The sequence below is a fragment of the Echinicola pacifica DSM 19836 genome (assembly GCF_000373245.1).
GTDB classification, from domain to species: Bacteria; Bacteroidota; Bacteroidia; order Cytophagales; family Cyclobacteriaceae; genus Echinicola; species Echinicola pacifica.
The window spans coordinates 65446-87771 of record NZ_KB890754.1 but is presented as its reverse complement, the minus strand read 5'-3'; the positions used below and the strand labels follow the sequence as shown (position 1 = coordinate 87771).

Below are 22326 nucleotides of genomic sequence, written 5' to 3'. Positions count from 1 at the left end.
TTTCTCTGATTTAGAATTTAACATTAAGGCCCAGTGTCAATGATTTCATCAAAGGAAATGAATCATAATTTTTCTGTTCAGGATCATGAAATTCCTTCATATCCGAAATAGAAAAGAGGTTGGTGCCATTAAAGAAAATCTGTGCATTAGCCACGTTGATGGAGGAAAGCCAGGTTTTGGGTAAATTATAGGCTACTGTAAGGTTTTTCAGTCTCATATAAGCACCATTTCTTATCCAAAAGGAGGTTGATCCTGTGCCTGACTCATACCAGTTGTAGCCGATCGGCCGTGGATACTGTGCATCGGGATTCTCAGGGGTCCAGACATCCCCAGCCCAGAGTGGATAGTAAGGTCTGATCGTGCCGCCATGTTGTCTCATACCTTCTCCTTCCTGGTTACTGATGATCCGATCATACATCCCCACACCTTGGAAGTGAGCATTTACGCTAAAATTGCTGTATTCTACATTGAAGCCAAAGCCATAGTTGATACGAGGCGCAGCATTATTTGAAAGTAATTGGAAATCATTACCGTCAATTTTCCCATCCGGACCTTCGCTAAAGCCATCCCCTCTCACATCCTCAAAATACAAACCTCCCAGGTACGGATCTCTACCATATTGCTTCAGACCTGATTCCATCAGCTCATCCAGCTGCTCTTGACTTCTGATTATTCCTATTGCTCTCAGTCCAAAAATCCGATTGTGAGGCTGACCTATTTGTGATTCATTGCTACGATTTCCTCCTTCCTGGAAAATTGGATTTTCATCCAATACATCCCACTGATCACGTGCATAGCCCAGATTTCCATATACTGAATAGTTGATTTGACCTTCTGCTGCCTTATCACGCCACATTAGAGAGAGCTCTCCACCCTTCCACGATCGAGCGGCGTAATTTTCAGGAGCTAGTGCTTGTCCATAATTATCTGGCAGAGTCACAAGTCGGGAGCCCAGGATATTTTTTTCTTTTTTGGTAAATACATCTATACTACCAAAAAGTCGGGTATCCATTAGCTCAAAATCCAAACCTATATTATAGGTGGTGGAAGTGGCCCAGGTCAAATATGGGTTAGGAGTATTGCCGGGAGCTATGCCCCTGTATAAGTCATCTCCAAAGATATATCCCCCATTATTACCATAGGTATCGACATAAGAGAATGGAATGATCTTATCATTATTTAGATCAAGGTCATTGCCTGTGGTACCATAGGAAGCTCGTAGTTTCAGGTCACTCAACCAGCTTTTGGTATTGGCCATAAAGGACTCATCCACAATGCGCCAAGCGGCAGATACAGAAGGAAAGAATCCCCAACGGCTGTCTTTTGGAAATAAAGTATTCCCATCATATCTAAAGGAAAACTCCGCTATATATCGCTCATCAAAATTATAATTGGCTCGCCCAATTAGGGATTTCCTTGCACCAATCTCTTCATAGCCATAGCCATACCTTCTCTCCGCATCTGTAGAATAGACAAAATCCTGATCATAATTAGTCACTGGGTCTTCAGCTTTGGAATAAGCTCCGTAAAGCCCATTTTCTGCCTGCTCATAAACCACCATCGCATTCACTCCATGTTTGCCAAAAGTCCTATCATAATTCAAAAACCAGTCAAATTGGTATCCCCAATAGGTATTGATTTCATAACTTAAGAATTCTTGATTGGAACTGAAGGTAAAGGTGTTCGTCTGGTTAGGATTTGGAGGCGCTGGAATGAAGCGATTGCCATCAGGATCGGCCTGGTTATAGACATAATTTTCCTGAAAAGTCAAAAACTTCTTTCTCATATAATCCTTAGCCAGGTAATTACCAACCACTTTGGTGGTCAAGCCTGGAACTAAATCCCCTAAATCAATATCCAGGGAAAGAATGGTATTCATCTGACGCTTGCGTGTTTTGATATACCGCTCCCCGATGATCTGATCGATTACACTCCATGCCAACCAGCTTCCCATAGGCGTCTGTACAGGATAATCTGTCACATAATCGGCCGGGGTACCATCTCCTTCGAGATAGAAAGGATATACTTTGGGCCAGTTGAAAGTCACACGATACAAATCCGAGACATCATAATCATCATCTCCCGAAAATGGCCAGTAAAACCTGTCGTGATTTTGCTGGGTAGCGGAGACATTTACTCCCAATTTGATTCTTTTAGACACCTGAGCGGTGACATTAGTCCGGAGATTAAACTTCCCATGCTCAAGACTCTTATAGGAGCCTTCTTCATCTCTAAAGCTTAATAAGGAGTAATAGGTGAGTTTATCAGATCCTCCCGTTACACTTAGGGAGTAATTTTGACTCCAGGGATTTTGCCAGATAAAATCATTCACATTATAACTCCGATCGGAAAAATAGGCAAATTCCTCCTCTCCATTTGGAGGGGCGGTACCTCTAAATTCCGCCACACGGTTTTGATAAATTAGCTCATCAGTAGCGGTGGTCTTGTCGGATAGGAGCTCCATGGTGGGGCTAAAAAAAGCATAGGAGGTCTGGAAATTAAAGGTAGGCTTTTGCTCCGTGCCACTCTTGGTGGTCACCAATACGACTCCATTACCAGCTCGGGATCCATAAATGGAAGCCGAAGCTGCATCCTTCAGGAAGCTTATCTGCTCCACTTCGCTTGCCTCTAGTGCATCGAAGGCCTCTTTATCCCTTACAATGCCATCAATAACGTATAATGGATCCCCAAAACTTCCCCGAATCCTTATGGATGAGGTGGCCCCTGACAGCCCCGAAGTTCCTGTAACATTCACCCCTGGGGCTCTACCAGCCAGGGTATTGGATAGGTTATTAGAAGGAATCTGAGTGAGGTTATCGGTTTCCACCGCAGTGATGGCGCCGGTCAAGTTTACTTTCTTCTGCTTACCATACCCTACCACGACAAATTCATCCAGAGATTTGGTATCTTCCTGCAACACCACATCAATGACCGATTTACTGCCAATGGATACTGTTTGGGAAATATAACCTATGAAAGAGAAGGTCAGGGATTGGCCGTCCTGCACGTCCAAAAAGTACCTACCATCCAGATCGGTCACGGTACCATGAGAGCCTCCAGGTACCGTCACTGTCACACCGGGAATAGCCAGCCCGGAGGCATCTGTCACTGTTCCTGTGATTTTCTCCCTATATACCTCCGTTAATTCTACCTTTTCTTTTTCGCCCTTTGGGCCAACATAGATCGTATTATTAATACGTTTGAACTGTAAATTTCCAGTTTTGGAGACCTCCCTGAGTAAGTCTGCAATGGATGAATCTGTAGCGGTCACTTGTAACCTAGGTGCTTTGATTATATCGCCCTGGCGATAACTAAAGCTAAAATCAGTACTTTCCTCTATCGTTTTAAAAACCTCTTCTATGGGCATATTGGAATGCTCCAAATGAATACGTACCTCTTCCAGGCTGACTTGACCCTTGGTCTCTCCAGCTAGCAAAGTGCTTAAGAATATTACTTGAAGCATCATTCCAAAAAAGGCATACTTTCCCACTGTTACGATTATTTTCAGTAACTTTGTTGTCATAATTAAATTTTGTTTTTTAGGTAATACAATTGTCTGAAAAACCTTTGGGATCATTAAATGAGGCTGGACGACCAAATACAGCTTCGTTTGATGATCTTTTGGCCTTATAGTAGTTTATTCATAGGCACTTTCTTATTAGTTTAAATAGTATTAAAATATGATTACTTTTTTATTCTCAATCCTAAAATCAAATCCAAAAGTCAAACTCAAGCCATCCAAGGTCTGATCCAAGGGCAAGCCATCAAATTTGCCCGTAAAGTCACGGGTAGGTGAGATTTTTCTATTCACCTCAAAAGAAACCCCGTACCAATCCTCTAACTTTAAAATCACCTCCTTAAAATCCGCCTTCGCAAAGGCTATGACATTGTCCTTCCAAGCAAACATCTCATCATAACTCAGCTTCATTCTTTTAACTTTAGTAGATCCCCTCGCCACGCGGACGCCCTGCATCGGCAATAAGTCAATTAATTCTGCTGTTTCCCCCGATGCTGTTTTGAAACTCGGATGTACTCCCACCTTTCCTGTCAATACCCCAATAGTGGCATAGCGGCTATCTTTAAAGTCCCTGACCACAAAAGAAGTCCCAAACACCTGGGTACTAGCGGACTGGCTGGTAACAATAAAAGGTTTTAAGGGATCTCTACTCACCTCAAAAAACGCCTCCCCTATCAATTTCACTTCCCTTATACTGTCCGAAAAAGAGGAAGGAAAAATTATAGAAGAATTTGAATTTAGCATTACTGTGGAACCATCAGGTAAACTGAGGGTGAGCTTTTGCCCCTTACTAGTCTGCTTATTTACCCAGCGTATAGGAGTCTGAGCTAATTCGACTTTTTCTTCTTTCTCTAAATTTATCCATATTCCAAAACCCGTAATCAAGGCTAAAAAACAAGCCGCCACCCAAGTTCTACGAATTTTGGCTACCTTATTTTTAGCCTTATAATGGGTGTGCTCTATTATTTTCGAGCGCTGCCCCTCTTTCGCCAATTCATCCTCCAAATCCACTTTAAATTGGATCCTTGCTAGCATCTTCTCAGAATCAATAGGATCAACAGTCTGTTCCTGGTAGTCGTCCAGCCCATCTATAATTTCCTCGGGAGCTGCGTCACTATTGATCCATAGCAAGACAGCGTGAGCCTCCTCGGGACTGCATTTACCCTCAAAAAATCTACGTATAAGATCTGGATTCATTCAGTGATATTCGTTTGTATATAAGTAATACGCCAAAAGATCCTTTACCCCCCAAGCGTTATTAAAAAATTTTAAACATTTATTTTTCTTGAGTCCCATTCTTAGTGAAGTTTTCGAATCTATTAAAAATTCAACCTACTCACTATACCCTAAAACCACCAGTTCTAGCCAGTCCTACCTTTACTAAATCATAGAGCCTAAGCGTTTTGTACCGAAAACCCAGTAGGTGTTCTCGGTAATTTTTGAAATGACCCCATTTTCCTGATACTATATTCCCTAGATCCTGCATATAGGAACCTAAAGTGGAATATAGAAGCTTAACCCTACCCTTGTTGGAGGTGGGAAATAAGGGTAATCGTCCTACACGCCTCCTTTCAAATTATCAGGAAGAATTTTTAACAAATATTAAGAAAATGTTACTTTCATTTTATATATTACTTATCGAAATAACTTTCAATAGTTTATTTTCACCCCCTATTGTTTCAGTAAAATGATAAATACCTCCTTATATGAAATTTCAAAACTTATCGTTTCAGATGACAGGAAGGCCTTTTATCAATTGTACACCATGTTTCATAAGCAGATATTTTCTTTCTGCCTAAATTATGGAATAAATCGCGCAGATGCAGAGGAAATTACTCAAGAGAGCTTTGTCAAATTATGGTGTAATCGCCAAAACATTCAGGTGGACAAATCCATTAAATCTTATTTATTCAAAATTGCCCAAAACCTTATCTTAGACTTTTTAAGGAAAAAAAGTAAGGAAGTGGCACTTGATAAATACCAAATGCAGCTGATGACTCCCAGCAATAGCACGCAGGATACAGTGGAATATAATGAGCTCAGAGACATTATGGAACAAATCCTCGCCAATCTCCCGGAGCGGAGGAGGATGGTATTCGAAATGGCCAGGCTCAAAGGAATGAGTCATAAGGAGATTGCTGAGCGCTTAGGTATCAGCACTAAGACCGTGGAGAATCATCTTTCTCTGGCCACCCAAGGCTTTAAGGAAGTATTAAAAAATGCCAAATTAACCGCATTTATACTCTTCGGGGAACTTATACTTTCTCTAATTTAGTTATTGGCTATATCGGACTATCTGCCCTTATCCTAAGGCAATTAATGGCCTATCCTTCCTTATTAGTTAGCTATTTGGCCCATTTTGGGTTTATACCGCCGAAGGGTACAACCATTCCATGGGCATTTACCGTACCTATTAATATACCGTTAGAATAGAAACCTAAAGTATCAAGAGAAATAATCTCAGCCCAACAATTATGAAAAACTTATTATTAGTATTAGGAGGTCTTATGATGATGATTTCCTCCCCCTCTATAGCGGGAAGCCAGCCTGTCAAAAATGAAACGGCAACCTTTGCCGCCGGATGTTTTTGGTGCGTCGAAGCCCAATTTCTTCAGTTGGAAGGAGTATCCAAGGTCGTGTCCGGTTATATCGGCGGCCATGTAAAAAACCCTACCTATAAGCAGGTAAGCGCAGGTAATACCGGTCACGCAGAAGCGATAGACATTACTTTCGATCCCTCAGTGATCAGTTATGAGGAATTATTGGAGGCCTTCTTTGTGGCTCATGATCCTACACAGCTCAACCGACAGGGAAATGATGTGGGTACCCAATACCGCAGTGCTATCTTTTATCATGACCAGGACCAAAAGGAAAAAGCTGAATTCTATATCAAAAGAATGAATGAAGAAAAGGTATATCCTAAAAACGTGGTCACGGAAGTGGCTCCATATGACACCTTTTATATTGCTGAGGACTACCATCAGAACTATTATAACCTTAACAAAAACCAAGGCTACTGCCAGTATGTGATCAGCCCTAAATTGGAGAAGTTCAAAAAGGTGTTTAAGGAAAAATTAAAAACAAGTAAGTAATTAAGCCTCTAAAAATATGATGACGAAGACGATAATGATTTTTGCTCTGGCAATGACCGGCTTATGGAGCTGCAGCATGGGGCAAAGCAATGTTCAAAAAGAAAATCCCTACTATTCCAAAACGGATACCACTAAACTGAAGGTAACTGATAAAGAATGGAAGGAAATCCTCCCTCCTTTCCTGTACGCTGTGGCAAGGGAGGAAGTCACCGAAAGAGCTTTTACGGGGCAATTTTGGGATAAGGATACCAAAGGCACTTATTACTGCGCCGTATGCGGCAATAAGTTATTTCTTTCAGAAGCAAAATTCGAAAGTGACTGTGGATGGCCTAGTTTCTTCGAAACGGTAAGGAAAAATAGTGTCATTTATAAGGAAGACAATAGCCATGGTATGAAACGAATAGAAGTGGAGTGCGGGCGTTGCGATAGCCACCTTGGGCATATATTCGATGATGGCCCTCCACCCACTCATAAGCGATTCTGCATGAACAGTGTTTCGCTGGACTTTGAACCCTTCGGTGTGGCAAGCAAATAATATCGGTACAGTAAGCTTCTATAGGATAGGGTTCCCCAAGATCTTGCTGTGAGAATAATAATCAAAGTAGGCCTTCCGTCATGCTTTTTCCAAAGTGATGATTACCTTGGAAGAAGCTCCTATACGGTAAGGCTCCGAAAGAGAAACTACCTCTGCTATTGAGAAATCAATCTTGAGACCTAATATTAATAAGGAGACCAACTTTACATTGGTCTCCTTTTTTTTATGGCCTAATTGATAGTGGCGTCCGCCAAAAGCTTGGTGAAACTTATTTTTTAACTGGCATTTTTGCTCCAGTTTCTTCCGTCCAGGTCATCAACTTTTCCAGTAAGGCCGCATCCAAATTAAGGTCCTTATTAATAAGATTTTGTTCCTCTTTTTGGTCTGCCTCAAGGTCAAACAGCTCATCCTGCTGCTGCCCATAATAATGGATCAGCTTATATTTTCCTGATCGAATGATGGAATAAGGCACCACATCCGAACCCCGATAATGAGGGAAATGCCAAAACATATCCCTATCCAAGCTCTGATCAGGATCGCTCATCAAGGCGGTCAGACTTTTGCCATCCACCTTCTCGGCCCCTTGATCCAATCCTGTGATTTCCAGAATGGTGGGCAGCATATCCATAGAAATGATGGGGGTGGCCGATTCGGTGTTTTCAGGGATCATCCCTGGCCATCTCATGATGGTGGGGATCCGAATCCCTCCTTCATAAGGATACCCTTTTTCAGATCTCAATGGAGCATTATTGGTCACTTGACGATTTGGATTCCCCATCAGCCCGCCGTTATCAGAGGTAAAGATCACCAGGGTATTGTGCGCCAGCCCCAGGCTATCCAAAGCATCAAGGATTTTACCCACATTATCGTCCAGGCTCTCCACCATGGCGGCATAGGTCGGATTATTTTGCTTACCCGTGGGAAGTTCCTTGTATTTATCCACCACTTCCTCCTTTCCCATCAGCGGCGTATGCACGGTATAGCTAGCCCAATGGACAAAGAAGGGTTTATCTTTATTATTACTTATAAAATCCACCACCTCATCTCCTTCCCTATCGGTAAGGTACTCGCCTGTTTTGCGTGGTGGCAGATTAGGAATAATATAGTCTGGATTACCGTTGAAAGGTTCGTAAGGGTCAAAATAGCTTGGTGGCTGTCCTAGGTCGCAGCCGCCCTTATTCACATCGAAGCCCTGCTGTTCTGGAAAATGACTCTCCGAGCCCAAGTGCCATTTTCCCACGTGAGCAGTAGCAAAACCCAGTTCCTTCAGGTATTCTGCTATGGTCTTTTGTTCCAAAGGCATGAAGAGGAAGTTCTTGGGCGTTTTGAGAGCCAAGCCTTCATTCTCATCATATCCTTGGGGGTTTCCTCCGTCAGCAGGCAGTACCCCTCCCTGAAATTCGGCTCTTATCCAGTCTGTGATGCCTATGCGTGCCGGGTATTTCCCCGTCAACATGGCGGCACGAGTAGGAGAGCATATGGCTGCCGCAGCATAAGACTGGGTAAACTTCATGCCCTGCCTTGCCAGCTGGTCTATATTCGGAGTTTGATAAAAATCACTCCCAAAAGCCCCCACATCAGCCCATCCAAGATCATCGACATGGATCAGAAGGATATTAGGAGGGCTGGAATTTAGCGCCTCCTTTTTTCCCGATTTGCCACAGCTAGACAGTAGCATCAGGCCAAGCAAGGCTTTGCCTACCAACGTGAAGGCTTTTATCTTATTTATTGATTTCGCTTGAGTCATCTTCAGTTCTCAGTTTGAAAGGCTTAATAGCCCGGGTTTTGTTCCAGGTTAGGATTTGTATCGATCTGCTGAAGGGGAATAGGATAAAGTACCTGATGAGGCTTGGCATTCCAGCCCCTAGAGATGGCGCCATTCACAAACTCTCCATGGCGGATCAGGTCTTCTCTTCGCATACCTTCGCTATAAAACTCCCTTGCTCGCTCTGCCAGGATAAATGCACGCAGCTGATCTGCAGAGCTATATTCCGCCGAACCCACCAAGGAAGCATTTGCTCGCTCTCTCACACTATTGATCAGGTCAAAGACCTCCTGACTGGGGCCATTAAGTTCATTCAGTGCCTCTGCCCTGGCCAAGAGTACATCTGCATAGCGGATAAATACGAGGTCATTGCCATGCGACTCACCAATTCCGTCAGGATCTGGCCAGTATTTGAAGCTCCTTACATTATCCAAAGGCATTCCATTTTCATCTTCCAGCAATTCTATATTCTCTCCTGTGGTGCTGACATAATTGGTAATCAACAAATTCCTCCTTAAGTCTGCTTCCTCAAACGTTTTGTAGAAAGCGGAATAGGTTCTGTACTGAGCCCCATAATTGGCCCAGGAACTTTGGATTGGATAACCTGGAGGAAAGGCATGAGCCATATAGTTATTTTGGTAGCCATCCTGTGGAATACAAGGTGCACGGAATATATACTCCTTATTGGCTTCCCCATCCACGGAGAATAGCTCCTCATAATCATCATATAATGTATAGACTCCCAGGTCCATTATCTCCTGAGCGGTGGCAGCCACATTGTCCCACTGCTTATCATTGAGGTAGATTTTCATCTTGAAACCTAAAGCAGCTCCCTTGGATGCCCTACCGATGAGTTTTTCCTGCACAGGAAGGTTTGCTGTCGCAAAATCCAAATCGTCAAACATATACTTTAGGAAATCCTCCTTGGAGGCTCGCGGAGTGCTCTGCCCGATTTCCTCAATTTCTGCGGGAGTTGCTCCGGCTGGAATCTCTATTATTGGCGTAGGGCCAAATAGATTATAGAGAAAATAATAAGAAGAGGCCCGAATAAATCTCGCCTCTGCCCGGAGAGCATTCAACTCAGATTCACTTGGGCCACTAAGGCCATTGGCCACCAGTAGGACGGTATTAGCACTAGAAATGGCCGAGTACATCTTGTTCCAAACCCCATTGAGGATGGAATTGTTCACAGGCCATGAAAACTGGATGAAAGGTGCTGCCACCCGCTCCAGACCACCACCGGTTTCCCAGGCGATATCAGTGCCGAATTCATTTAGCAAAAAAGCATAATCTCTATGGTTATATGAGATAATTCTCGACCGAGCATAAGCCCCGGTAAGGAGGGCATCTACGCCTGAGGGGTCCTGAAGGAAAGAATCAGGGTCATATTGAGTATATACTTCCTCTTCCAGAAAGCCCATACATCCCGTAAGGGCCACCGCCAGGCCAGATAGTACTACTATTGAGCGATTGATATACTTATTGAAGATCTTCATGAGTCTGTAATTTTAGAATGTAACATTCAGCCCAAATCTTAGGGTCCTGCTGAGTGGATAACTGTTATAATTGACCTTGGAGACACTTCCAGTGCCTGTTGCGCTGGCATCCGGATCAAAGCCCTCAAAATCCGTGATGGTAAATAGATTATCCACCGCCGCATAGGCATTTATATTGCGGAAAATCTTGCTGCCATTCAGCGGGAAGTCATAGCCTAGGGTGATTGTCTTTAGCCTAATATAGGAAGCATCCTTGACCGTCATGGAATTGATAATATAATCTCCTCCATAAGCGGTAGGGTTTACCCCACTTGGGTACTCATTGGTGGGATTCTCAGGAGTCCAACGGTTGATCAGGTATTCCGCAATACGGTTTCTGTACTCATTGGTGGGATACAGCGATTCGGTAACATTCGCATCCAAGGTCTGAATCCCATTGATCCACTGCAGGAATATATCCAGGGTAAAGTGTTTATAGGTAAAGGAATTGCTGAAACCTAGAGAGAAATCCGGAAATGGATCTCCCAATACCACGCGGTCATTTAGGTCGATGACGCCATCCTGGTTTTGATCCTTAAACTTGATATGACCGGGCTTGGCATCAGGCTGAGAGGAATCCGCTATATCGTCATCCAACTGGAAGATCCCTTCCGTTTCGTAGCCATAGAATGAGCGCATTGCCACCCCTTCCCGTACCAACAGATAATTACTAATAAAGGTACCGATCTGTCCGGATACGATTTCAGGGATAAAGTCAGGTAATGCGGTCACTTCATTCTTCAGAACCGAGAAATTCAAGGTGGAATTCCATTTGAATTTATCCTGATCAATATTCACTGAATTCAGCATAAAATCTATCCCTGAATTACGAGCGGATCCGAAGTTGACCAAAATATTGGAAAAGCCCACCACTGCAGGAATAGGTTTGCTGAAAATCTGATCTCTGGTATTCCGCACATAAAAATCCAGGGAGCCGTTTACCCTATCTCCGGCAAATCCGAAATCCAAACCTAAGTTAATTTCCTCAGTAGTCTCCCATTTTAAGTTCGGGTTAGGAAGCCTGGCAGGGACCACTCCTTGGTAGATAGCATCTCCAAAGACTGCTGATCCTCCAGCTATTAGCGTCTGAATAGTACTAAAATTAGGCACTCCCTGATTTCCTAATTGCCCATAACCCAATCTTACTTTGGCGGTGCTAAAGGTATTGGTCAAGCCCTGGAAAAAGGGCTCGTCAGAGATTCTCCATGCAAAAGCTCCTGAAGGGAACACTGCAAACTTATTAGTATCCGAAAAACGTGAAGTCCCATCTGCACGGATGGAAGCCGTGAAAAGATAGCGTCCTTTAAGGTCATAATTGACCCGACCAAGAAAACCGTTAAGTCTATTTCTTGAGCGCGAGCTCTGGACATTGTCTCCCTCATCGCCATCACCACTTTGCAGCAAATCCGCATTGGTCACATCTGACAGGAAGCCTCTGCTACTAGCATCCACCCCCACCGTAAGGAATTCCTCAAAGGTGGACCCTACCAAGACATTCAGGTGATGGTCCTTATTAAATTCCTTATCGTATTTTACCAAAAATTCAGCAAGCCACTGGGTATAATCCGAAGCCTCTCTGGAGCCAATCCCTCCATTACTTAGGCCATTGATGGTATTTCGGTCCCGGTAATTAGAGGTCATCCCCGTGGCATTTGTACCTCCCAATCGCACAGAGCCGATGAGACCCTTGATAGGCTCAAATTCCGTGGTGAAGGTACCATAAAATCGACTATCCAAATTCTCCTGACTCACTCCATTTATTAGCGCCTCAGGATTATCCAAAGCAATGAAGCTATTCAAATAATACCGACCATCCGAATTCAAGCCTGAAGGCAAGGTAGGGTCAAATTGGATCGCAGAATTGATCGGTCCTGCACTTTCATTTGCTGCATTAGAAAATAGAATAGAATTTTGTACCGAGCGGGTGTAATTAACATTGAACTTAAACCTCAAAAACTCCTTAGGTTTAAAGTCCATATTGGCACGCAGGTTAAGCTTTTTGAAATTAGAATTTTTCACTAAGCCATCCTGATTGAAGTAGTTCAAACCGGCATAATAGGTGCTTTTGTCTGAGCCACCAGACATACTGATCTGGTGATTTTGGACTGGTGCATTTTGGTTAAAAATCACATCCTGCCAGTTGGTACCAGCACCCATCTGGGCCACTTCCTCATCTGTATAGATGGGCTGACCGCCACCATCGGCCCTAATGCCATTCAGGGTCTCCATATACTCTCGGCCATTGAGGACATCCACGCGCTTCGCCACCGATTGTATTCCATAATAGGTATTATATTTCAATACCGGATCACCCTTCTTACCCGTCTTGGTGGTGATTAGGACCACGCCGTTTGCGGCGCGAGTACCATAAATCGCCGCAGAGGAAGCATCCTTCAGCACCTCTATGGAGGCGATATCATCAGGTGAAAGGTCTGCAGGATTGATTCCCGGAAGTCCATCCACCACGATCAATGCTGAATTGTCTCCATTGATAGATCCTGCTCCACGAATTTGTATTTTGGTTTGGGCGCCAGGAGCGGAGTTCGGCTGGCTGATGCTCACCCCTGCTGCACGGCCATTCAGCAGCTGAAGGGCATTGGAATTTGCCCCTTGGGTAAAATTCTCCTCGGTTAAGGAAACCACAGATCCGGTAAGGTCGCTTTTCTTTTGGACACCATAGCCCACTACCACGACCTCATTAAGCCCGCTGAGGAGCTCTTCCATTTCAATATTCACAGTGGACTGATTGCCCACTGTGATTTTCACGGTTTTATATCCCACAAAGGAAAACTCCAAAACAGTGGCATCATCCGGAACGGTCAAGCTGTACTTGCCGTCAATATCGGTCACGGTGCCTTTGGTGGTACCTTCCACCCGAACGTTTACCCCTGGGATTCCCATGGGCTCCGCTTCCGAGGTAACCTGTCCTGATACCTTTTTTTCGATTATAGCTTCAGAAACAAGCGCCGCTTTCACCTCAGGATTTACCTGCTCCCCACGCGGAAGGATCACGATGCTGTTTTTTACTCTTTCGTAAGTCAGGTCTGTTTCTCCAAGTAGGATCTCAAGCGTATTTTCCAAGGTTCGCTTTTCTTCGCTCAGGCTAAGACTAGCATATTTCGCTATATGTGCAGAGCGATAGGAAAACGTATAAGGCGTCTCCCCTTCTATTTTCTGAAGTGCTTCCTCCAGCGATTGGTCCTGTAGACCGAGGGTTATATACACCTTATTCAGCTGAGGAAGAAGATCATTCGTGTACGCCTGCACATAGGCTGTAAATGGGCTTATTAGCAGGAATAAAATGATTACTTTCTTCCAAATTTGGTTTGGCTGAAAGCCGGGCTCTCTTTTCCTTGGGGGACCCCAAGCCAATGGTTCTTGTAAAATCTGTTTCATTTTTTTTGAGTTTATTTATTTATGTTAATTATTAGCTTATAAAATCATTTTCCTTAATGAATACCACATGGGTGGAAATGCAGCTTGCTTTTTACGAAGACCTTTCTTCCCCTTCTATATTATTGGCATCAATAGGAATGCTTGTTTATTTTTTTGGTACGATCACTCGCCCATTCCCTAGTACTGATTTTCATCATAGGTTAGCTTATTTGCAAAGGGTACCATCGATTATGATTGTTTGATTGACAATGATAAAATCAGCTCCTGTGACCCGCCCCAGCACATCAAGTACATGATCCAGGGATTCATTGGCTTTGAATTTTGAAGTAAAGCGACAAGTTTTGATTTGGTCATGCTTAAACTCCACTTCCATTCCATAGAAATTTTCCAAAATCCAAGCGGCTTCCTCCAAGCTCACTCCTTCAAAAACAAGCCAACCGTTCTTCCAAGCACTCAGGGCGGTGGCATTTACGGTGGCTCGCTCGAGCTCACCTGAGGAGACATCCATAGATACTTGTTGGTTTTTGGTGATATATACCGGCTCACGCTCCTCCATGGCCACAGCTACTTTTCCCGTACTCACGGTCACCTTCACTTTTGGATCCTGCCTATACGATCGCACATTGAAAGAGGTCCCCAAAACCTGGGTGCTTACCTTGCCTGTCCATACACTGAAGGGGCTCTCTTCATTTCTAAGCACCTCAAAAAATGCCTCGCCTTCTAGCCTCACTGTTCGATTATGAAAACTCTCAGGGTAAGAAATGCTGGTCCCCGCATTGAGCCACACTTTTGATCCATCAGGCAGCTCTATCTCCTGCACCTCTCCGAGCCCCGCAGATTGACTTAGCCAATTTTCAGCCTCAGGAGAATTGTGATTTCCGCCCAGCCAATAAGCCATGGCCAGGCCACCCAGCACAAGCACTGCCGCCCAAGGCAACAGTCTTCTGAACTTGTTTTGTGGCTTTGGCCGATATACGGATAGAGAATTTTTCTTTTCCTGAATTCGTGCAAAAAGATCCTCCTCCTGGTAGGAAGTTTTCCCTGAATTCTTTGTCCTGCTCCACAGGTCCTCCAGCAAATGACCATAAGCCTCTGGCTTCGTATCCAATTGCTCCAATAAGTCAAAAAGCTGCCTTGCTTCTGCCTTTGTGGCCTTTCCTTCAGAATATTTGTGGAATAAATCCTTAATTAGTTGTTCCTGGTCCAATGTCTTCGTCTTGCTTTTATATAGGTATGTCGAACCTAAGCAGGCAATAGGACTAGTGCAGGTGAAAAAAATCAGCTATTTATTTCGTAATAAAATCCCCTAGGCATAGAAATCTAAAAATCTAAGGTGATAATTGCTGTTGTTTTAAAACTCAGAAGTTAGTAGATAAGATAGAAATATCCTCCTATACCTCCGAACACCCAGGGAAAACCATGGTATGGGAATAGCTGATCTTAAAGCTAATACACGCAGTATAGCCCACAATCTACCAATCACGAAGGGTCGCTAAAATCAATAAAAACAGTAAAATCAGGGGTTTATCGAGGACATTCCTCAGATTTTCTAAGGCCTTTACCATATGATTTCTCACTGTATTTTTGGAGATATTCATATGTTCTGCTATTTCCTCATAGCTAAGTCCTTGTTCTCTACTTAATTCAAAAATTATTTTTTGCTGAGGAGAAAGCACTTCCTTCAAGTTATTTAAAAAGCCCTTTTCTTCAAATTCAAAGTCTGGATGACTTATAGAGCAGTATTGATGGATGATTTTTTCTTTGAGTCTATGGTTTGAATTTATCTTTCTAATATAATCGATGGACTTTCTTTTGACAATCGTAAATAAATACCCATCGAAATTATCAATTTTCGTCAGGCGAATTCTTTCCTGCCAGAGGCCTATAAACACCTCCTGCACCATATCCTCTGCTAGGTCTGGATCCTTCAGAAGTGAATTAGCATACTGATATACCTTTAAATGATAGTCTGAAAACAAACATTTAAATGCAGCTTCATTCCCTAAAGCGACCGCTGATAAAAGCTCCTGAGTGTATGTCAAATTCGAAAGCCCCATGCTTTCACGTTTAGATTCTAGTTATTTATAAATACAATAAACGGCTTTAGCATAAATATTAAAAGGATTAGAAAAACTAATTCACCAATACTTCATCTACAAATACCCAGGCCTTATCTCCTGCTCCCCTATGCCAGGCAGGAACATTCGTCACAGGAAACACCTTCAATCTTAATTTTTCATACCTACCTTTTGGGAGTTCATACCGTAGTTGCACCAACCTGTTGGGCTGTGATGAGCTGGGAACATCAAAAGTTTCCTGAGCCAGGTCTGTCCACTGGCTAGAGCCTGCTTTTTGACCTTGGATGGTGATCCTTTTAGGAGGGAAAATATGCGCTTCCTCATGGTACATCATGCTTATCGCCAATAGTGACAGCTCCTCACCGGAAGGTGTGATTTCCAGATCCAAGGGTTGGTCCTTAAACCCAAGCCAAGCTCCGGAGGCATAATTCACATCTCCCTTTTCTCCATCCATTAAGGTTTCGGTTCCTTTGCCTTGGTAATTACCAGAAGGGCTCGTGTTTAGGTTCATCCTGACAGTTTCATCAGATTTCCTATAGAAGCTTACGGTCTGGGGTAAGCTTGCTTCCCATCCATCCGCATAAGCCACCGCCTGCAGCTCACAGGTTTGATCGACAGTGATAGGCTCAGTATACCAATTACCATTAAGGCTATCAGGGGCATTTCCATCTAGGGTATATTTTATCTTTACAGTCCCAATTGGGTGTTTGAGGGTTACTTTTTCGGTTTTGTCAAATAGCACATGATCATACTTCACCTGTGGGGCATTGAGCTGATAGGTTTCCCCTCCACCCAGGAATCCCCATTCGATTACCACCTGATTGGATTTGAGCTTACTTTCCTCAAAATCCCCAGCGTCCAATCCCGTTTGCCACAGACTCACAAAATCCAGCTGGCCCATAGTCTCTAAAGTAGGAATAATCTCGGCAGAAAGTGTGTTACCTGCTAGCATCAGCCGCTGAAGGTTAGGCAGTTTGGCGATAGCCGCCAATTGCTCCACACTTACTCCTGTAAAATTCAAATTCAACTCTTCAATTTTATCAAAGCCATCCAGCCAATCAAGGCCTACCTCCGCCAAGGGCATGCGAGCCATATTGACACTGACCACCTGATGCCTTACCTTATTGAGCTCAGCTAGAGATGCAGGGGCAAAGGCGGCAGTTCCATAGTAATTCACTTCCAAGGCTGGAGAACCTGGATACAGAGGTCTTACCCTTCGATAATAATTATTTAGGGATTCGATGAGCTCCTCATCCGCAGGCTCAAAGTCATAGGTAGTAGTTTCAGTGAACAAAGATGCGGCGAGGGTATGCCAGGGACTTTCGGCCTCCATGGTGGCGAGTTTCCCTTCCACCGGGGCTCCATCTTCCACCCATAGTTTGAGGATGGCAAGCTCATCCTGTGTAAGCTGCACCTTGCCCTTGGGCGGCATATGCTTTTTTTCGTCCATGGGAAGATCAAGACGCTCCACTAATAGAGATTGCTGCCATGCAGCGCTGTCAAATAAGGCGCCTGATTTTCCACCCGCTTGGATAAAATTTATTTCATCCAAGCGCAGATCTCCCTTACTTTTGCTGGCTTGGTGACAGTTGACACATTTCTTATCCAAAATAGGCTTCACCACATGATCAAATACTAGGGCTTCCTCCAGAGGAACCTGGTCCTGCTGGCCAGCATTCAGCGGCTCCATGAGGAAATCACTGCCATGTGTCAGGTTAGCACCCCAATGTCCTGCAGCCAATAGCGTAATAGCCAATGCTGAAGCAATAATTTTAGGGCTGTATCCACTGATATTGCGTAAGAAATACAATAATAAAGTAGCTACAAATACCGCCACTCCCAGCCATTTATGGATTTCCAGGTCGTTCCCCTCATAGCCTTCTTCCATGCTTAGCATCCATCCACTCAGCACGGTGATCCCGGCAAAGAAAGCAGCTATTAATAAGAATATACGGGTAAACTGCTTCTGGTTATTTTCCGGGAGAATCCCGGGAATAAGTACAAAAATAATGGCCAGCAATAAGAGTACTATAGGAAAATGCAGCAGCAAGGGATGACTTCGGCCCAAAACCTGAAGCACTGCAGGAACTACCAAGCCTTGGCCGCCAATAATAAAAATCAATAGCAATCCTGCAAAAACGATCAACAGGTTTTCTAAGCCACTGATCCATTTATTCATATTATTCATATATATACTTTCAACTAGCAGAAATAGGGAAAAGAATTATGGGCATGGGCGCCTTATACCAGGACACTTTTGATCACAGCACCATGGACATCCGTCAATCTATACCTTCTTCCGAGGTGTTTATAGGTTAGTTTTTCATGGTCTATGCCCATCAAATGGAGCATGGTAGCCTGAAAATCATGCACATGCATAGGATCTTTGACGATATTATAGCCAAATTCGTCCGTTTCGCCATAGACCATCCCTGATTTCACGCCGCCGCCGGCCATCCAGACGGAGAATGCTCTGGGGTGGTGATCCCGGCCATAATTATCCACCGACATCTTGCCTTGACAATAATTGGTACGGCCAAATTCCCCGCCCCAAATCACTAATGTTTCATCCAATAAGCCTCGTTGTTTCAGATCAGAAATCAAAGCAGCAGAAGCTTGATCCACATCCTTGGCCTGGCCGGCCATCTCTATGGGTAGATTACCATGCTGATCCCAGCCTTGATGATACAGCTGTACAAAGCGCACTCCACTTTCCGATAGCTTCCTGGCCAGGAGACAATTGGCCGCATAGGTTCCAGGGACTAGGCAGTCGGGACCATACATTTTGATGATGCTATCTGGCTCATTGGATACATCCGTCACCTCTGGCACGGCGGTTTGCATCCTAAAGGCCATCTCATATTGTTGGATTTTAGCCTGGATTTCAGGATCACCAAATTTCTCATAAGACATATGGTTGAGGGTGGCGATCTTGTCCAGCATCCTCCTTCGATCGTCTCTCTTGAGCCCCTCAGGATCTCCAAGATATAGAACTGGGTCTTCGGAATTGGAGAACTGCACCCCTTGATGGACGGCATCCAGGAATCCATTAGACCATAATTTTGAATATACCCCCTGGCCATTACCTTTACCACGGCTAAGAAGCACGCAGAAGGCTGGCAGATTGTTATTTTCACTGCCCAGCCCATAGCTCAGCCAAGAACCCATGCTGGGACGATTGCCCACCTGAGCTCCGGTCTGAAAGAAGGTAAGCGCGGGGTCATGATTAATCGCTTCGGTATGCATGGACTTCACGATACAGATATCATCGACTATTTTGGCGGTATGCGGAAATAGCGAACTTATCCATGCCCGGGATTCACCATATTGCTGAAAATCAAAATAGGAGCCTACCAAAGGGAAGGTGCTCTGTCCGGCGGTCATTCCTGTCAATCGTTGGCCCTTTCGAATGCTTTCCGGCAGGTCTTCACCTATGCGTTTATTCAGCATAGGTTTATAGTCAAACGATTCCAACTGGCTAGGAGCACCATTTTGGAAGAGGTAGATCACCCTTTTTGCCTTGGGAGCAAAATGAGGCAATGCAGCCATCAGTTCCTCCTCCGAAGAGCTACCCGAAAACAGGTCAGGAATCAGCAAGGATCCTAAAGCCATGCCTCCAAGGCCCAAACTTGCTCGTGAGAGAAATTTACGCCGATTTTTATTCAGCCCATGCTCTAATATTTCCTTTTCCATATCAAATTTTCGTAATCGTTTCTTCCAAATTATATAGTGCGACAATCACCTGAGTGAGTGCTGCGGTATGTGCATCGAGCTCTGCGGCTTCCAGCTGTTTTCCGGCGACTTTCATGCTCAGCATTATCTTCTCCGGATCTTTGTCGAATCTTGTCTTTTCTTCCTGATAATATTCCGTCAGGACTTCCATCTCTTCCTCTGTAGCTGCACGACACACAATTTTCTTAAACACATTTTCTATCCCTTCTTCCGCTGACTCATTGGAAGAAAGAAGTGCCAATTTGCTGGCTGCTTCCAATATAAATGGATCATTAAGCATGACCAGCGCTTGCAGCGGGGTATTTGTCCTGCCGCGCGTCACCTCACATCGATCACGATTACTCGCATCAAAGATGATCATCTTCGGAGGGGGAACCGTAAGCTTAATGAAATGGTATAGTCCTCTACGGTATAATTTCTCCTCAGTATCCTGCACATACTTGGCAAGACTTCCTCTTCCAGAAGTGGCAGATTCCCATAATCCATCCGGTTGGTAAGGCTTAATGCTTGGCCCTCCGATTTCAGGATTGATCAGTCCGCTGCTCGCGATGATTAAATCTTGGATATTCTCAGCGGTCATCCGCAGTCGTGGCGCCCGGGCGAGATATAAGTTTGCAGGGTCTTTAGCCATTTTTTCCTCGGTCACCTCTGAACTTTGGCGGTAGGTAGCAGAAAGGTAAATCTGTTTTAAGAGTCGCTTGATATCCCAGCCGTTTTCTCTGAAGTCCACGGCCAACCAATCCAGCAGCTGTGGGTGAGTGGGTAAATCCCCCTGCATCCCAAAATCGCCAGCGCTTCCTACAATTCCCTGGCCGAAGGTCTCCTGCCACAGTAAATTGACAAATACCCTTGAGGTCAGGGGGTTCTCTGCGTCCGTAGCCCACTGAGCAAGCCCAAGGCGGTTTTTGGGTAAATCCTCTCTGAAAGCCATCACTGATTCCGGCGTATTGGGGCTCACCTTCTTTCCTGGGGCATCATAGACGCCACGCTCCAGAAGGTACGTTTGGCGAAGGGTATCCAGCTCCTCCATCACCGACACCATGATGGTGGTGGTATCTTTATGATTCAGGTAGCTTAACACGCCCTCAGGGTTAAAGTCTTCCTGCTCTATCCATAATATTGGCGTCTTGGCAGGCTTACTTCGGGAGACATCTCCTTCAAAGCCCTTCTCCGGAGTATTATTAAAAAATGCATAAAGCTGAAAATAATTTTCCTGCGAGAATGGGTCATATTTATGATCATGACACTGAGCACATTCCATGGTGATCCCAAGTATGCCTTTGGAGAAGGTATTGGTCTTGTCTAAGACATATTCCACCCTATACTCCTCATGGATCACGCCACCCTCCTCAGTATATTTATGATTTCTATTGAATGCCGTGGCTAATATCTGCTCCTTGGTAGGATTAGGTAATAAATCACCTGCCAGCTGCCAGGTGATAAACTGATCATAGGGCATATTATTATTAAAGGCATGAATGACCCAATCGCGGTAAGGCCACTGGGTACGGTATTCATCATCCTGGTAGCCATAGCTATCCGAATACCTGGAGATATCCATCCAGAGCACCGCCAGCTTTTCCCCAAAAGCAGGTGAGGCTAAAAGCTCATCGACAAGGTCCTCATAAGCCACCTCATCCATATCGCTGTATTTCTCCACCAATTCCGGTGCTGGAGGAAGCCCAGTAATGTCTAGCGCCAACCTCTTAACCAAGGCGGAAGATTCGGCCTCCTCTGATGGGGATAAGCCTTCTGCCTCCATTCTGGCAAGGGTAAATCGGTCTATTTCATTTTTTTCCCAGGAGGTTTGCTCGGGAAGGGCGGCCTTCTGTGGCGCTACAAAAGCCCAGTGAGGCTCATATTTTGCACCCTGCTTGATCCACTGCTCGATAGTGGCTATTTCCTCAGCGCTCAACTTAAGATTGGAAGCTGGGGGAGGCATCTGCTCAGCAGGATCCTCTGACACGATTTTTTGGTAAGCAATAGACTTCTTTGGATCTCCAGGAACGATGACATGGTCTGAAGGGCTGTCCTTAAGAGCAGCATAAGCTCCTTCTTCGGTGTCCAGTCGTAAGCCAGCTTCACGCTTATTCGCATCAGGTCCATGACAGGCAAAACATTTGTCTGATAAAATTGGCCTAATATGAAAATTATAGCTGACCTGATCTCCCGACTTTAGCTGAGTCGAGGATTCATTGGAGGAATTTTCTCCACAAGAGGAAATTAGCAAAATAGCCATTCCCACCAAGGAGAGTACTTTGAGGCGTTGAATCATCTAGGGGAATTTTTGGGTTTGAAGCAATTTAGCCAAATAAGATGCAATTCACAAAAAATTCGACTAATAAAACAAGTATCTGCAAAAATATTATTTACGCAAACATTCGTTTGCTGTATCGATTTACTTCAAAAACGTCCATTTGGCCTATTTCGACTCGAAATATAAGTAATTTATACGCTATCCTTCCACCCATTATTCACCCCCAAAGGTTGGCCATTTTAACAGCTAATCTATTAAACTATGACTCCTCCATCCTCAAATCCCTCCGTTAAATTGGATCCAATCTCATGGGCACAACATCCTTCATGTGAAGAGAAGAGAAGGAAGTTCATTTATTAGTTTGCCAAGGCTCAATCCTCCGAAAAAGAACAGTTTGCAGTAAGGTAAATATCATCTAT

At 44.3% G+C, this 22326-nt stretch carries 13 protein-coding genes; 3 read left to right on the top strand and 10 right to left on the bottom strand.

Annotated elements, in window-relative coordinates:
* Positions 1-10 precede the first annotated feature (10 nt).
* Both B050_RS0114290 and B050_RS0114285 read right to left on the bottom strand, forming a co-directional pair.
* The gene (locus B050_RS0114290) at positions 11-3523 is read right to left on the bottom strand and encodes a SusC/RagA family TonB-linked outer membrane protein (RefSeq protein WP_018474617.1); all 3513 of its coding nucleotides are present in this window, start codon (positions 3521-3523) and stop codon (positions 11-13) included.
* Positions 3524-3673: 150 nt separating this feature from the next.
* Positions 3674-4714: a FecR family protein gene (locus B050_RS0114285; RefSeq protein ID WP_018474616.1), complete on the bottom strand. Its 1041-nt coding sequence runs from the start codon at positions 4712-4714 to the stop codon at positions 3674-3676.
* Positions 4715-5204: 490 nt separating this feature from the next.
* Between B050_RS0114285 and B050_RS0114275 the strand changes: the two genes are divergently transcribed.
* The 3 genes from B050_RS0114275 to msrB all read left to right on the top strand — a co-directional run bounded on the left by B050_RS0114275 (position 5205) and on the right by msrB (position 7144).
* Positions 5205-5792: an RNA polymerase sigma factor gene (locus B050_RS0114275; RefSeq protein ID WP_018474614.1), complete on the top strand. Its 588-nt coding sequence runs from the start codon at positions 5205-5207 to the stop codon at positions 5790-5792.
* A 199-nt stretch (positions 5793-5991) separates the two neighbouring features.
* Positions 5992-6609 carry a peptide-methionine (S)-S-oxide reductase MsrA gene (msrA, locus tag B050_RS0114270; protein WP_018474613.1) on the top strand — a complete coding sequence of 206 codons (618 nt, stop codon included), beginning with the start codon at positions 5992-5994 and terminating at the stop codon, positions 6607-6609.
* 16 nt (positions 6610-6625) lie between these two features.
* Entirely contained in the window at positions 6626-7144 is a 519-nt protein-coding gene (gene msrB, locus B050_RS0114265; RefSeq protein ID WP_157492815.1) for a peptide-methionine (R)-S-oxide reductase MsrB, read from the top strand.
* A 268-nt stretch (positions 7145-7412) separates the two neighbouring features.
* Here msrB and B050_RS0114260 read toward each other — a convergent pair whose 3' ends face one another.
* The 8 genes from B050_RS0114260 to B050_RS0114225 all read right to left on the bottom strand — a co-directional run bounded on the left by B050_RS0114260 (position 7413) and on the right by B050_RS0114225 (position 21925).
* Entirely contained in the window at positions 7413-8891 is a 1479-nt protein-coding gene (locus B050_RS0114260; protein ID WP_018474611.1) for a sulfatase, read from the bottom strand.
* Between the two features lie 23 nt (positions 8892-8914).
* Positions 8915-10405 (bottom strand): RagB/SusD family nutrient uptake outer membrane protein, encoded by a 1491-nt coding sequence (locus tag B050_RS0114255; protein WP_018474610.1) that lies wholly within the window; start codon positions 10403-10405, stop codon positions 8915-8917.
* A gap of 12 nt (positions 10406-10417) precedes the next feature.
* Positions 10418-13840: a TonB-dependent receptor gene (locus B050_RS0114250; RefSeq protein ID WP_018474609.1), complete on the bottom strand. Its 3423-nt coding sequence runs from the start codon at positions 13838-13840 to the stop codon at positions 10418-10420.
* A 205-nt stretch (positions 13841-14045) separates the two neighbouring features.
* Positions 14046-15047, bottom strand: a complete 1002-nt coding sequence (locus B050_RS22940) for a FecR family protein (protein ID WP_018474608.1) — start codon at positions 15045-15047, stop codon at positions 14046-14048.
* Between the two features lie 265 nt (positions 15048-15312).
* Positions 15313-15897: an RNA polymerase sigma factor gene (locus B050_RS0114240; RefSeq protein ID WP_018474607.1), complete on the bottom strand. Its 585-nt coding sequence runs from the start codon at positions 15895-15897 to the stop codon at positions 15313-15315.
* 76 nt (positions 15898-15973) lie between these two features.
* A complete protein-coding gene (locus tag B050_RS0114235) occupies positions 15974-18097 on the bottom strand; it encodes a c-type cytochrome domain-containing protein (RefSeq protein ID WP_169336262.1) in 2124 nt (707 codons plus the stop codon).
* 62 nt (positions 18098-18159) lie between these two features.
* Entirely contained in the window at positions 18160-19611 is a 1452-nt protein-coding gene (locus tag B050_RS0114230) for a DUF1501 domain-containing protein (protein WP_018474605.1), read from the bottom strand.
* Between the two features lies 1 nt (position 19612).
* Positions 19613-21925, bottom strand: coding sequence for a PSD1 and planctomycete cytochrome C domain-containing protein (locus B050_RS0114225; protein ID WP_018474604.1), 2313 nt, complete (start codon positions 21923-21925; stop codon positions 19613-19615).
* Between the last annotated feature and the right edge of the window lie 401 nt (positions 21926-22326).